Below are 13,996 nucleotides of genomic sequence, written 5' to 3' on the forward strand. Positions count from 1 at the left end.
CCACGCGGCGCCGCGCGCGCTGGCCGACGCGCCGTTGGCCGACGCCGCGGCCGCGCGGCCGGCGGCCGTCGCGCGCTCGGGCACCGAAACGAGCGGCAGCTCGTCGACCATGCGCACCGCCTCGTCGAGGCGGATCGTCAGCGAGGGCACGTCGACGGCGGACGCGGTGCGCACGCGGTCGAGGTCGCGCGCGACCGCACGGCGGATGCGGTCGAGCCGCGGATTGTTGTACCGCGCGAGCCGCTCGTCCGCCTGCTTCAGCGTGGCGACGATGGGATCGGTGCTGCCGGTGAGCGCGGCCTGCTGCATCGCGACGCGCAGCGCGGCCTCGACGTCGGCCAGCACGTTCTCGTCCCGCGATCGCGACAGCGACTGGATCAGGTCCTCGACCTGCGAGCGCTGCAGCTGCGATTCGGCCACGCGCTCGTCGAGCACGCCCAGCTTGCCATTGAGGTCGCGCACGCTGTCGAGCGCCTGCTGCGACGCGACCCGCGCGGCCGTGGCGTCGGTCTGGCTGGTCTGCTGGCGCCGCACGAGTTCCTGCTCGAGCGACTTGACGCGCTGCTGCGTGTGCCAGGCCGAGACGAAGGCGGCCACCGACATCACGCCGAAGGCCACCGCGGCGATCCAGGCCAGCAACTGCCAGTGGCGCGGCGCGTGCGGCGGCGCGTGCACGACGGCGGGAACGGCGGGAGTCGCGGGCGGCACGACCGCCATCGGCGGCGGCGTGTTCATCGGAGCGTTGGGGTCGTCAGTCACGCGATTCATTGTAGCGACGACACCACACCGGCGATGTCAGCGGACGCCGCGCAACAGGGGTGCCGATGCGCGCCCGCCACACCGGGCGGAGATCAGCCGACGCGCTGCTGCGAGAGCGCGTCCGCCACCGACAGCGCGGTCGGCGAGACCAGCGTCACCGCGCCGAAACCGAGCGCGCGCGCCCGCTCGGCGATGCGCGGATGCGAGGCCAGCGCGCGGCCGGCCTGCCACGACGCCTCCGGCGCGAGCGCCTGCAGATGGTCGATCGCCTCCGAGCTGCTGAACATCCAGATCCAGCGGACGGGCCGCGCCAGCGCGTCGGCGAGCAGCGCGCGCTCGACTTCCGACAACGTCGGCGCCGCGCGGCCGTACGACTGCACGACATGGACCTGGGCACCGGCGCCGCGCAACTGCTGGCCGAGCCAGTCGCGCCCGCCGTTGCCGCGCACGATCCAGACCGGACGCGCAACCCACGGCCAGCCGGCGATGGCCGACCACAAGGCCTCGGAATCGAACTGCGGCGCGTCGGCGGGGGGCGCGACGATGCGCTCGGGCGGCACGCCGCACTGGCGCAGCTCCGCGACCGTGCCGGGGCCGGTGGCGGCCGCCCAGGCGTGCGCGGGCCAGGCGAGCGCGTGCGCGCGCGTCCCGCGTGCGCGGGCGACAGCCTCGAAGAATCCGAGCACCGCGTTCGGGCTGACGAAGACCAGCACCGGCTCCGCGGCCGAGGCCTCGACGCGCGCGAACTGGGCCTCGACGCCCGTGGCATCGGGCACGGGCACGATCTCGATCAGCGGCAGCGCGCGCGCCGCGATGCCCAGCGCCGCGAGCTCGCCGACCCAGGCGTCGGCCTGCGCCCGCGGACGCACGACCAGCACGGTGGCAGCATCGTCGCTCATTCAGTTTGCCGTCGTCGGCAGGTAGGACTGGCCGCCCGCCGCCAGCAGCGCCGCGGCCACGCGCCGGCCCATGGCCTCGGCGGCCGCGACGTCGGCCAGCGCCCCCGTCTCGCTCGCCTTCAGCAACGGCCTCGCCGCGACGCGCGGACCCTCGTGCCCGATCGCCACTTCGAGGGCCGCGCCGACCGCGGCGTCGCCGAGCGCCGCCTGCAGCGTGAAGCGGCCGTCGCCGCCGCGCGTGGCGAACGCCGCCAGCGGCATGCTGCAGCTGCCGCCCAGCGCGCGCGCGACCGCGCGTTCCGCGTGCACGGCGAGCCAGGTGTCGGCGTCGATCAGCGAAGCGAGGCCGTCATGCAGCGCCGCATTCCCGCTGCGGATCTCCAGGCCCAGCGCGCCCTGCCCCGCCGCCGGGATCATCTCGTCGACCGCGAAGCGCGCGCGGATGCGCTCGCCCAGGCCCAGGCGCATCAGGCCGGCCGCGGCCAGCACGATGGCGTCGTAGCCGCCCTCGTCGAGCTTGCGCAGGCGGGTGTCGAGGTTGCCGCGCAGCGGCGCCACGCGCAGGTCGGGTCGCAGCGCGAGCAGCTGCGCGACGCGGCGCAGGCTGGACGTGCCCACCAGCGCGCCTTCGGGCAGCTCGGCGAGCGACGCGAACCTGTTGGACACGAAGGCGTCGCGCGCGTCCTCGCGATCGAGCACGGCCACCAGCTCGAAGCCGTCGGGCAGCTCCATCGGCACGTCCTTGAGCGAGTGCACGGCCAGGTGCGCGGCGCCGGACTCCAGCGCCGTCTCGAGCTCCTTGACGAACAGGCCCTTGCCGCCGACCTTGGACAGCGTGCGGTCGACGATCTGGTCGCCCCGGGTCGTCATGCCCAGCAGCGACGCGGCGACGCCGAGCCGCCGTCCCAGCAGCGCCTGCACATGCTCCGCCTGCCACAGCGCGAGGCGGCTTTCGCGGGTGGCGATCACGATGTTGTTCATTCGCGGATTATCCGGCAGCCAGTTCGTCGCGCGTCAAGAAGCCAGCCCTTCACTATTGAGGGCGGCACTGCTACATTTAGTCATTGGTAATTCGGTTACATGAAACGGACCACCTCGATGCCCCGCACCGCCGCCACCCGCCAGATCGTGAAGACGCCCAGGAAGAGTGCATCGGCGAAGCCGGCGCCCTCGGCAGCCGACAAGGATCGGCCGCTGGTCGAGGACATCCGGCTGCTCGGCCGGCTGCTCGGCGAGGTCATCCGGGAACAGGAAGGACTGGCCGCCTTCGAGCTGATAGAGCGCGTGCGGCAGCTCTCGGTGGCCTACCGCATCCACAAGGACGCGAGCGCCGGGCGGGTGCTGGATCGGCTGCTGAAGAACCTGTCGGCCGACCAGACGGTGAGCGTGATCCGCGCGTTCAGCTACTTCTCGCACCTGGCCAACATCGCCGAGGATCGCCAGCACGTGCGCCGGCGCGCGCACCACGAGCGCGAGGGCAACCTGCAGGACGGCTCGCTCGCGATGGCGTTCGAGCGCCTGCACAACGCCGACCACCGCGCCACCGACATCGCCGCGGCGCTGAATCGCGCCTTCATCTCGCCCGTGCTGACGGCCCACCCGACCGAGGTGCAACGCAAGAGCATCCTCGACGCCGAGCGCGCCATCGCGGAGCTGCTGGCCGAGCGCGCCGAGCTCTATTCGGAGCGCGCGCTCAACGACAACACCGAGCTGATGCGCGCCCGCATCACGCAGCTGTGGCAGACGCGCATGCTGCGCTACACCAAGCTGACGGTGGCCGACGAGATCGAGAACGCGATTTCGTACTACCACTCGACCTTCCTGCGCCAGATCCCGAAGATGTACCGCGCGATCGAGGAGGCGCTGCCGGGCCAGGACGTCGCGCCGTTCTTCCGCATGGGCAACTGGATCGGCGGCGATCGCGACGGCAACCCGAACGTCACCGCCGAGACGCTGCGCATCGCGCTGTCGCGCCAGAGCGAGACCGCGCTGCGCCACTACCTGTACGAGGTGCACGCGCTCGGCGCGGAGCTGTCGATCTCGCAGATGCTGGCGCCCGTCACGCCCGAGATGCAGGCGCTGGCGGATCGTTCGCCCGACCACAACGCGCACCGCGAGGACGAGCCGTATCGCCGCGCGCTGGTGGGCGTGTATGCGCGCCTGGCCGCGACGCTGGAGAAGCTGACCGGCACCGAGGCGCTGCGGCATGCCGTCGTGCCGCAGGATCCCTACGACGCCGCGGCCGAATTCGGCGCCGACCTGGCCGTCATCGAGCGCTCGCTGCGCTCGCACCACGCCGGCGCGCTGGTGGCGCCGCGGCTCGCGCCGCTGCAGCGCGCGGTGCAGGTGTTCGGCTTCCACCTGGCCACCGTCGACCTGCGCCAGAGCTCCGACCAGCACGAGGCCGTCATCGTCGAACTGCTGCGCGCGGCGCGGCTCGAGAACGACTACGGCGCGCTCGACGAGACGGCGCGCCGCGAGCTGCTGCTCGGGCTGCTGAACGACGCCCGCCCGCTGCGCGTGCACGGTGCCGAGTACTCGCCGCTGGCGCAGGGCGAACTGGCGATCTTCGAGGCCGCGCTGAAGATGCGCGCGCTGTTCGGGCCCGAGGCGATCCGCCACTACATCATCTCGCACACGGAGGACGTGAGCGACCTGCTCGAAGTGCTGCTGCTGCAGAAGGAATGCGGCCTGATGCGCGGCACGCTGGACGGCGCGGCCAAGGCCGACCTCATCGTCTCGCCGCTGTTCGAGACCATCGCCGACCTGCGCAACGGCGCACCGATCATGGCGCAGTTCTATGCCCTGCCGGGTATCACCGAGCTGATCAAGCGCAGCGGCGGCGAGCAGGACATCATGCTGGGCTACAGCGACAGCAACAAGGACGGCGGCTTCTTCACCAGCAACTGGGAGCTGTACCGCACCGAGGTCGCGCTGGTCACGCTGTTCTCGCAGCTCGAGCAGGAGCACGGCATCCGCCTGCGCCTGTTCCACGGCCGCGGCGGCACCGTGGGCCGCGGCGGCGGCCCGAGCTACCAGGCCATCGTCGCCCAGCCGCCGGGCACCGTGAACGGCCAGATCCGGCTGACCGAACAGGGCGAGGTGATCGCGTCCAAGTACGCCAACCCCGAGATCGGCCTGCGCAACCTCGAGACGCTCGTGGCCGCCACGCTGGAGGCCACGCTGCTGCACACCACCAAGGCGCCGCCCAAGGCCTTCCTCGAGGCGGCCGAGGCCTTGTCCGAGGCGAGCTTCAAGGCCTTCCGCGGGCTGGTCTACGAGACGCCGGGCTTCACCGACTACTTCTTCTCGGCCACGCCCATCCGCGAGATCGCCGAGCTGAACATCGGCTCGCGGCCGGCGTCGCGCAAGTCGACGCGCCGCATCGAGGACCTGCGCGCGATCCCCTGGGGCTTCTCGTGGGGCCAGTGCCGCGTGGCGCTGCCGGGCTGGGCCGGCTTCGGGTCGGCGGTGCAGTCGTTCCTGGGCGCGCCCGGCGACGAGCACGACCGGCGCCTGGAGCTGCTGCGCAAGATGTACAAGCAGTGGCCGTTCTTCCGCACGCTGCTGTCCAACCTCGACATGGTGCTGGCCAAGAGCGACCTGCGCATCGCCGCGCGCTACGTCGATCTCGTCGACGACAAGAAGCTGGGCAAGCGCATCTTCGGGGCCATCAAGGCCGAGTGGGAGCGCACGCAGGCGATGCTCGGCGAGATCACCGGCGAGACGGCGCGGCTGCAGTCCAACCCGTCGCTGGCGCGCTCGATCGAGCACCGCTTCCCCTACCTCGACCCGCTGAACCACCTGCAGGTCGAGCTGATGCGGCGCTACCGCATGCGCCGCGCGGACGACCCCGCCACCGAGCGCGTGCAGCGCGGCATCCACCTGTCGATCAATGGGATCGCCGCGGGCCTGCGCAACACGGGCTGACGACTCGTTCAGGCGCGAGCCGGACTTTTGTCACGGATGCGAGGGCACGGCCGAGCTTCAATCAGCCCGGCTTCGGGTCGATAAGACGATGTGGCCTCCTCGACAACCCCTCCGCCCGACTCGCCGCGCCGCCGCCGCGCCACGGTCGCGCGCCCGGCCGCCCGCGGCCGCTTGCATCTCGCCGCGTCGGCCTTCGTGCTGCTCGCGGCGCTGGCGTGGTGCCAGGGGGCGCATGCCGAGTCGATCATGCAGCAGGTGTTCGACATCGAGGCCCGCTACGGCAACGAACCGAACGACGTCATCGCCCATCTGCGCGCCCTCGAGGTGCCGGCGCGCGCCAGCGGCGGCGACGACCTGCGCGCCTTCCTGGCCGCCTGGGGCTACGCCCATGCCGCCACCGACAAGCCCGCCGTGGCCGACGCCGCGGTCGAGGAGCTCACCGACATCGGTCAGCGCACGCACGACCCGGCGGCGATCGCGTCCGCCTACACGCTGAAGTCCTCGCAGCTGGCGTTCGCCGGCCAGGAGCGCGCCGCGTTCGGCTGGATCGAGGAGGCGCTGCCCTACGCGCGCAAGACCGCCAGCCCCGACCTGCACTACTGGGTCGAGATGAGCGCCGCCGACCTGGCGATGAACAACGGCCAGATCGACGAGGGCATCCGCCTGTTCGAGGACGCGGCGAAATCGGGCCGCGCGCTGAACAACCCGCGCCGCGAGGCCCAGGCCTGGCAGTCGTTGGCGCCGATGCACATCGTCAAGGGCCAGTTCGCACAGGCGCTGCACGAGGCGCGGCTGGTGCGCGAGCTCGGCGCCCGGTCGACCGACGACGGGCTCGTGGTGGTCGGCTGGATGTGGGAGTCGCTGGCCGCGGCCGCCGACGGCCAGGCCCAGCGCGCGGCCATGGCCCGCGAACAGGCGGTCAAGGTCCAGCGCGAGATCGCGACGAAGCTCGGCACCACCGTGCCCGCGCCGGCCGACATCGTCGAGACGATGAATTCGCAGGCCGGCCAGGTCGCGTGGCTCAGCAGCGAACAGGACGGCCTGATGACCCTGTCCGGCGACTACCTGGCCGTGCGCAACTACGCCAAGGCGGCCGATGCCGCGGCGCGCGCGAAGCAGCAGTCCGAATCGCAGAAGGACGCCGACACCGCGGCGCATGCACTGATCGACCTCGGCATGGCCGACATCGGTCTCGGCAAGGTCGCGCTCGGCAAGGACGAGGCCGACGCGGGCCTGCGCGCGCTCGAGCGCGTCAAGCGCGATCCCGAGCTGCTGATCCAGCTGAACCGCTACATCGACATGCTGGAACGCAGCGGCGAGACGCGCGAGGCGCTGGTGCGGCTGCGCCAGTCGCTGGTGCTGGAGAACGAGCTGGCGCGCCGCGATCGCAGCAGCACCGTCGTCGCGCTGCAGCGGCAGTCGAGCCTCACCGAACACCAGCGCCAGGTCGAGCAGCTGGAGCACGAGAATGCGCTGCAGTCGATGGAGCTGTCGCGGCGCTCGAACGAACGCACGCTGATGCTGCTGCTGGCCGCGGTGCTCGCGATCGGCGTGGGCGTCGCCGCGCGCCTGTACCTGCGCGCGCGCCAGTCCAATCGCCAGCTGGCGGTCACCAACGAGAAGCTGGCGCATGCGAGCCTGCACGACAAGGTCACCGGGCTGCTGAACCGGCGCGCGATGGAGGCCGACACCCACGCCATCGAGCTGGCCGGCACCGAGAGCTATTGCTACGTCACGATCTCGGTCAAGCAGTTCGGCCTGATCGTGGGCAGCGTCGGCCACCAGCTGGGCGATGCGCTGCTGTGCCAGATCGCCGCGCGCCTCGACCAGGCGGTGCGCCGCTTCGAAGGCCGGCTGTACCGCGTCGACGGCGTCACCTTCGGCGCGCTGTTCCACTTCGGCCACGATCCGCGGCGGCTCGACGCGATCCTCGCGGCGTTGACCGCGACGATGGACGCGCCGTTCGAGATCGGCAACCAGGACCTGATCGTGTCGATCGGCGTGGGCGCGTCCGAATATCCGAAGGACGCCGGCTCGGCCGACGAGGTCGCGCGTCTCGCGGAGCTCGCCAAGCTGCAGCTGCATGCCGATCCGGGCAACAGCTTCCTGGTCTACGACACGCGCATCGGCGAGCACCAGCGCGACAAGCTCCGCATGGAAAGCCGCATGCTCAAGGCGCTGGAGCACGGCGACTTCGAGCTGTTCTACCAGGGCCAGCGCGGGCTGCCCGACGGCCGCATCTGCGGCTTCGAGGCGCTGCTGCGCTGGCGCGACGGCGACAAGATGATCTCGCCGGCGGAGTTCATCCCGCTGGCCGAGGAGACGGGCCTGATCGTCAGGATCGGCGCCTGGGTGTTGGAGCAGGCCTGCCGCCAGGCGAAGGCCTGGGCCGACTCCGGCGCCGGCAAGCCGCTGGTGGCCGTCAACATCGCGCCGCGCCAGTTCAACCACCCGGACTTCCTCGCCACCGTCCGCGATACCCTGGCCCGTACCGGCGTCGACCCGCGCCAGATCGAGCTCGAGATCACCGAGGGCTCGGTGATGAACGACGCCGAGACCTCGATCGCCCAGCTGCACGCGTTGCGCGAACTCGGCCTGCACCTGGCCATCGACGACTTCGGCACCGGCTATGCGAGCCTGTCCTACCTGCGCCGCTTCCCGCTGGACCGCCTGAAGATCGACCGCTCGTTCATCAAGCAGCTCACGACCAGCGAGCAGGACGACACCATCGTGCGCACCGTCATCGAACTGGCGCACACGCTGGGACTGTCGGTCACCGCCGAGGGCGTCGAGACCATCGAGCAGGAAACGGTGCTGCAGGGCTGGGGCTGCGACGTCATCCAGGGCTTCCTGCGCTTCCGCCCCGCGCCGGCGGCCGCGGCCACGGCGTCGCTGGAAAAGGACAAGCTGGAAGCGCTGCAGCCGGCCTGAGCGCGGCTCAGGGCGCGCGGTAGCCGGGCGTCGACACGGTGACGCGGTCGTCGGCCGGCGTCGCCAGGAACGACGGCAGCGCCTCGACGCGCGCCGCGAACGCCGACAGCGCCGGGCACGCCGCGTCGGCCACCGGCGTCGCCAGCTTGATCTGCATGAAGCGCCACGCGATCGCGGCGCACAGGCCGTCCTGCGTCAGCGATTTCTCGTCGGCCGACGGCGGATGCCGCGCGATCTCGGCATCGAGTCCCGCCAGCGCCGCGCGCAGCTGCTGGTGCACGCGCTCCAGCCATGGCGCGTGCGCGGCGGGACGCAGGTTGTGCTCGTAGTAGATCTGCATCACCTTCTCGCATGCCGCCAGCGCCAGCCCCGTCGCGCGCAGCGCGCGCGTGCGTGACGCGAGATCGGCCGGCCACAGGCTGCGGCCGGCCAGCGCCTCGGCGTAGTCGATGATCAGGCCCGAGTCCATCAGCACCGTGCCGTCGTCGCATACCAGCGTCGGCGCCTTGACCACCGGGTTGACGCGGCTGAACTGGTCGAAGGTGCTGAACACCGACAGCGGGTCGTGTTCGAACGGGATGTCCAGCAGCCGCAGCGCGATCGCCACGCGGCGGACGTACGGGGAGTCGAGCATGCCGATGAGCCGCATCTTGCTTCCTTGTCGTGAACCCGGCCCGGCGCCGGATCGCAACGATAACCCGCCGCGGGTCAAGGCGTGCCGCGTCGCACGAGTCCGTCGACCACGGCCTGCAGCGGGGTCGTGCCCTTGCGCGCGCCGGCGCCGAAGTCGATCCAGCCTTCGTTGAAGCCGTCGATCATGCGCATGCGCGGCACCGGGTTGCGCATGCCCTGTGCGCGCAACAGCGCCTCCCAGTCGGCGCGCGGCACGGTCTGCGCAACGACCTCGCGCCCGAGTGCCTGGCCCAGCGCGCTCGCGAGCGCGGCGGGCGAGACGCGCGCCGGCCCCTCGAGCTCGACGACGCGGTGACCCTCGGACGACTCCAGCAGCAGCGCGGCGGCCGCGCGGGCGACATCCGCCGTCGCGACCATCGCGATCGGACGATCGACCGGCTGCAGGAAGCTGGGCATCGTGCCGCTCTTTCGCGCGCCTTCGATGTCCCATGCGACGTTCTCGACGAACCAGGCCGCGCGCAGGAAGGTGACGGCCGCCGGCAGGTCGGCCAGCGCCTGTTCGAGCAGCTGCAGCTGCGTCAGCAGGTTCTCGGGCGCCGCCTCCGCGCCGATCGTCGACAGCACGACCACGCGCGGCACGCCCGACGCGCGCAGGGCGGCCGAGATCGCGCCGATGTTGCGCCGGCTCTCGGCGAAGCCCGACGCCGGGTCGAACACCGGCGGCAGCAGCACGAACGCTGCCTCGGCGCCGGTGAAGGCGGCCGTCAGCGCGGCGGCGTCGTCCATCGCCGCGATGGCGGCCTCGCAGCCGCGCTCGATCCAGCGCCAGGCCTTGGCCTTGTCGCGCAGCACCGCGCGTACCGGCCGCTTCGCTGCCAGCAGCGCCTCGGCGATCTGCCCGCCGACCTGGCCCGTGATTCCCGTGATTGCAAACATTCGATGACTCCTTGATGCGATGGAAGTCATTCTTCCGTCGGCGCGCGCGCATTGCGATAGCATCAAGCTCATTTGACTGATGCTTCGGAGTCATCAATGGCAGAGACCGGAACGCAACTGCTCGAGGGCGTCGCCGTGATGGCGGCGGTGGTCGATGCGCGCAGCTTCAACGGTGCCGGCGAGGCGCTGGACATGTCGCAATCGGGCGTCAGCCGCGCCGTCGCCCGGCTCGAGGCGCGGCTGGGCATCCGCCTGTTCGAGCGCACCACGCGCTCGGTGCGGCTCACCGACGAGGGGCGCCGCTTCCACGAGCAGGTGATGCCGCTGATCGCCGCGCTGCAGGAAGCGACCGCCGACGCGCAGGGTGGCGCGACGGCGATCCGCGGCCGGCTGCGCGTCAACGTCGACCCGTTCTTCTCGCGCCTGATCCTCGGCCCGGCGCTCGGCGACTTCCTCGAACGCCATCCCGCGCTCGAAGTGGAGCTGCGCACGCGCGACGACCTCGGCGACCTCGTCGGCGACGGCTTCGACCTCGCGCTGCGCTTCGGCCACCCGCAGCCGTCGTCGCTGGTCGCGCGCAAGCTGCTCGACGCCCGCGTGCTGACCGTCGCGTCGCCGCGCTACCTGAAGCGCTTCGGCAAGCCCGCGCATCCGCAGGAGCTCGAGGACGGCCGCCATCGCTGCATCCAGTTCCGCGACCCGGCCACCGGCCGCGCGTTCCCGTGGGAGTTCCACCAGAAGCGCAGGAAGCTCGTGATCCGGACGCCCGGCGCGCTGACCGTCAACGATGCCGGCACGCTGCAAAGCGTCTGCGAGGCCGGCTACGGCATCGCGCAGATGTTCGCGCTGCCGCAGGATCCGCTGCTGTCCGACAAGCGCCTCGTCAACCTGTTCCCCGACTGGTCCGACGAACGCTTCCCGCTCTACGCCTACCACCCGTCGCGCCACCACGTGCCGGCCAAGACGCGCGCGATGCTGGACTTCGTCGTCGCGCTGGTCTCAGGCTAGCGCGACGACGAGGTCGAGCTCGACGCAGCCGTCGCGCGGCAGCTGCGCGACGCCGACGCTGGTGCGCGCGTGCTTGCCGAACTCGGGACCGAGCAGCTCGTAGATCAGCGCGGAGGCGCCGTCGGCGACCGCGCTGTGCCCGGTGAAGTCCTCGGTGCTGTTGACGTAGACGGCGAGCTTGAGGATCTGCCTCACGCGCGTGAGATCGCCCAGTTCGTCGCGCAGCGCGGCGAGGCCGCGCAGCAGCGCGATGCGGGCGCCGTGCTGCGCGGCGGGAATGTCGATGTCGCGGCCGAGCTTGCCCATGGCGATGACGCGGTCGCCGTCGCGGGGAAGCTGGCCGCTGACCCATGCGAGGCCGTCGTGCACGACGACGGCGGCGTAGCGCGCGCCGGGGGCGGCGGTCTCGGGCAGGACGAGGCCGAGATCGAGAAGACGTTGAGCGAGCGTCATGGCAGGCAGCGAGCGGTTGCAGATCGGCCACAGCTTAGGCGACTGGCTCCGGGCAGGACAGGCACAGATCGCGGCGAGCCTGGCGATGCTGTTGCAGTCGAGGGACCGGGTCACTGTCCGGACGGCGGCGACCGGCTCGGCGCGGTCTTCAAGCTCGTCGAACCGCGCAATAGCCGTCGCTCAGCGATCAAGTCCAGGGCTCCCGTGGGGAATCGAGCCTACACGCGGTTGAGCGTGACGTGCCATGCAAAACAACGAGCGAGCTTGCGTGGGATGCCGTGCGCATTCTCCATGGCCCACATTTCAACGTCGGTTGTCTCGAAGATCGTTGCCGCCCCGCTCCAGGAGGCTACAGGCCTCGACGAGGAGGGATCGGCAGGATAAAAGAGATAGGGCTCATCAGAAACGTTGTTTTCTATCTCGATGATGTGCCAACCTCCAAACACAAACGAATTCAACACCTTGACCTGACCCAGGCTCTCGTGCCTTGCGATGTAGGGCGCCAGCGATTTCCTGATGTTTGCAGGGAGTGAGCGGTCGACGCCGCTGCACGGGCTTGAATTCAGCCATTCGATCGTCTGCTCGAATTGGCCTTCGGAGATGTCCTTCGAATCTCGTGCCTCAGCAGCGACCTGGGCGATGCGCGCCTTTTCATGAGTGGGGATTGGCGGCTCAGGTTCACCAAGAGAGGCAGCTGAGCACGAACTCAAGGTGAACATCCAGATGAACAGCAACTGCTTCATGTATTTCCAAATGCGGTCGCGTCTATCGCGAGAAGGCGCGAACTGGATGGCGATGGGTCGCCGAAAGTGGGATGAGGCCCGGGAGCGTCACGATGCCATCCTTTCACGATGCCCAAGCGCATGAAGGCCGAAACCGCACCCTCGCGACATGCCGGGAGCCACCTGAATTCGTTCTGGCGGAGTCACGAAAGAACGGGCAGTCTCCATGATGCCTGCGCCACGGTCTCGAACCTGTACTTGCGTGTTCCGTTACCGTCCCATGCTTGCTCTCCGCACCGCCCGACGATCGACCTCGGCGGCAGCCTGCCCGAAATCCGACATTCGCCGACGTCCGCATCCGGCCGCCAACGGGCGCTCAGGGGGCGACGACAACGAGCTTGAACGATGCGTGGCAACCGACGCATGTTGCCATCGCCGTGCTGAGATCGTGCAAGGTACGAGGCATCTCGGCTCTGCTGGCGATGTCCTGGGCAACCTGGTCGAAGCCTCGCATGCGCGCCTGCAACATCCCTTTCCAGGCCGCTGGCAGCTTTGGGCCGAGCGTGGTCGGGCGGTTCGGGTCGGCGTCGAGCGAGCGCGTGCCCGCGCTGCGCGCAGCACGCAAGGCGCCCTCGATGTCGTTGTTCGCAAGGCCGGCCAGCAGCGCCTGGATGTCGACCACGTGATCGCGCATGCCGGCACGAACGTAGTCGGCCTCGGTCGCCGTCAACGCCAGCTCCTGGCGTCCGTCGGGCTGCGCATTCGCCAACGCCATCGGGAACAGCATCACCAGCCAGCAGCGTCGAATGCCCTGCCTGCGAACGTGCTTGCTGTCATCGGAATGCGCTGCGAACAACGGCATGTCGGGCTCCTACTCGGCAGTGACGTTGCCAATCTATCAGACAGCGCTCGTGGCGTCGCGTCCTTCAGGTCACACACCATCCTCGGCCAGCAGCTCGCGCACCTGTGTCAGCTGCCTGCGCGACACCTGCAGCCACTCCTGCGTCGCCCCGACCTGCACCGCCCACCCTTCCCCGTCGCCGTCGCCGTCGGTCGGCGCGCGGCGCTCCAGCTTGGTGACCGCCGTGCGCGCCACGAGCGCGTTGCGGTGGATGCGCAGCATCACGTCGCCGAGGCGTTGTTCGAGGTCGGACAGCGAGTCGTCCAGCACGTACGCGTGCGCGGGCGTGCGCAGCGTCACGTACTTGAGCTCCGCCTTCAGGTACAGGATGTCGGCCACCGGCACGCGCTGCACCCGGCCGCGGTCGCTCACGACCAGCACCGGCTGCTCGGTGGGTGGCGCCTTCTTCGCGGGCACCGCCGGGGCCGCGCGATCGAGGCGCTGCTCGACGCGCACCAGCGCCTCCTGCAGGCGCGCGCGGCGCACGGGCTTGGTGAGGTAGTCGACGGCGTCGATCTCGAAGGCCTTCAGCGCGTGCGTGGCGTGGGCGGTGACGAAGACGATCCTCGGCGGACGCGGCGAGGCGCGCAGGCGTTCGGCCAGTTGCAGGCCGTCGAGGCCGGGCATGTTGATGTCCAGCAGCACCAGGTCGGCGTAGTTGCCGGCGAGCCAGTGCAGGGCCTCGGCGGCGCTGCCGGCCTCTCCGGCGACCTCCGCGGCCGGCGACGCGCAGTCCGCCAGCAGGCTGCGCAGGCGCAGGCGGGCCAGGTCCTCGTCGTCGACGATCAGCACCTTCAGGCGCGTCATGGTTGGAATCTCCGCGT

At 70.7% G+C, this 13,996-nt stretch carries 12 protein-coding genes; 3 read left to right on the plus strand and 9 right to left on the minus strand.

Annotated elements, in window-relative coordinates:
• The 3 genes from LPC04_RS00005 to hemC form a co-directional block, all read right to left on the minus strand.
• Positions 1 to 759 (minus strand): uroporphyrinogen-III C-methyltransferase (locus LPC04_RS00005; protein ID WP_275680118.1); only part of this gene is annotated, 759 nt, incomplete at its 3' end.
• 92 nt (positions 760 to 851) lie between these two features.
• Positions 852 to 1,658, minus strand: coding sequence for a uroporphyrinogen-III synthase (locus LPC04_RS00010; RefSeq protein ID WP_275680119.1), 807 nt, complete (start codon positions 1,656 to 1,658; stop codon positions 852 to 854).
• On the minus strand, positions 1,659 to 2,639 hold the full coding sequence (gene hemC / locus LPC04_RS00015; protein WP_275680120.1) for a hydroxymethylbilane synthase: 981 nt from the start codon (positions 2,637 to 2,639) through the stop codon (positions 1,659 to 1,661).
• 117 nt (positions 2,640 to 2,756) lie between these two features.
• On the opposite strand from hemC, the gene ppc reads away from it, so the two are divergent.
• Positions 2,757 to 5,588: a phosphoenolpyruvate carboxylase gene (gene ppc / locus LPC04_RS00020; protein ID WP_275680121.1), complete on the plus strand. Its 2,832-nt coding sequence runs from the start codon at positions 2,757 to 2,759 to the stop codon at positions 5,586 to 5,588.
• A 90-nt stretch (positions 5,589 to 5,678) separates the two neighbouring features.
• Positions 5,679 to 8,519, plus strand: coding sequence for a bifunctional diguanylate cyclase/phosphodiesterase (locus LPC04_RS00025; RefSeq protein ID WP_275680122.1), 2,841 nt, complete (start codon positions 5,679 to 5,681; stop codon positions 8,517 to 8,519).
• Positions 8,520 to 8,526: 7 nt separating this feature from the next.
• Here the strand turns inward: LPC04_RS00025 and LPC04_RS00030 are convergent, their stop codons facing one another.
• A complete protein-coding gene (locus tag LPC04_RS00030; protein ID WP_275680123.1) occupies positions 8,527 to 9,168 on the minus strand; it encodes a glutathione S-transferase family protein in 642 nt (213 codons plus the stop codon).
• Positions 9,169 to 9,227: 59 nt separating this feature from the next.
• Positions 9,228 to 10,088 carry an NmrA family NAD(P)-binding protein gene (locus LPC04_RS00035; RefSeq protein WP_275680124.1) on the minus strand — a complete coding sequence of 287 codons (861 nt, stop codon included), beginning with the start codon at positions 10,086 to 10,088 and terminating at the stop codon, positions 9,228 to 9,230.
• A 96-nt stretch (positions 10,089 to 10,184) separates the two neighbouring features.
• On the opposite strand from LPC04_RS00035, the gene LPC04_RS00040 reads away from it, so the two are divergent.
• The gene (locus LPC04_RS00040) at positions 10,185 to 11,096 is read left to right on the plus strand and encodes a LysR family transcriptional regulator (RefSeq protein WP_275680125.1); all 912 of its coding nucleotides are present in this window, start codon (positions 10,185 to 10,187) and stop codon (positions 11,094 to 11,096) included.
• Here LPC04_RS00040 and LPC04_RS00045 read toward each other — a convergent pair.
• The 4 genes from LPC04_RS00045 to LPC04_RS00060 form a co-directional block, all read right to left on the minus strand.
• Positions 11,088 to 11,549, minus strand: a complete 462-nt coding sequence (locus LPC04_RS00045; RefSeq protein ID WP_275680126.1) for a RidA family protein — start codon at positions 11,547 to 11,549, stop codon at positions 11,088 to 11,090. The genes LPC04_RS00040 and LPC04_RS00045 overlap by 9 nt on opposite strands.
• A 218-nt stretch (positions 11,550 to 11,767) precedes the next feature.
• On the minus strand, positions 11,768 to 12,292 hold the full coding sequence (locus LPC04_RS00050) for a hypothetical protein (protein WP_275680127.1): 525 nt from the start codon (positions 12,290 to 12,292) through the stop codon (positions 11,768 to 11,770).
• A 355-nt stretch (positions 12,293 to 12,647) separates the two neighbouring features.
• Positions 12,648 to 13,133, minus strand: a complete 486-nt coding sequence (locus LPC04_RS00055) for a hypothetical protein (protein WP_275680128.1) — start codon at positions 13,131 to 13,133, stop codon at positions 12,648 to 12,650.
• A 69-nt stretch (positions 13,134 to 13,202) separates the two neighbouring features.
• Complete coding sequence (locus LPC04_RS00060; RefSeq protein WP_275680129.1) at positions 13,203 to 13,979, minus strand: LytR/AlgR family response regulator transcription factor; 777 nt, start codon at positions 13,977 to 13,979, stop codon at positions 13,203 to 13,205.
• Positions 13,980 to 13,996: the final 17 nt, after the last annotated feature.

The organism is Scleromatobacter humisilvae (assembly GCF_023231945.1).
GTDB classification, from domain to species: Bacteria; Pseudomonadota; Gammaproteobacteria; order Burkholderiales; family Burkholderiaceae_C; genus Scleromatobacter; species Scleromatobacter humisilvae.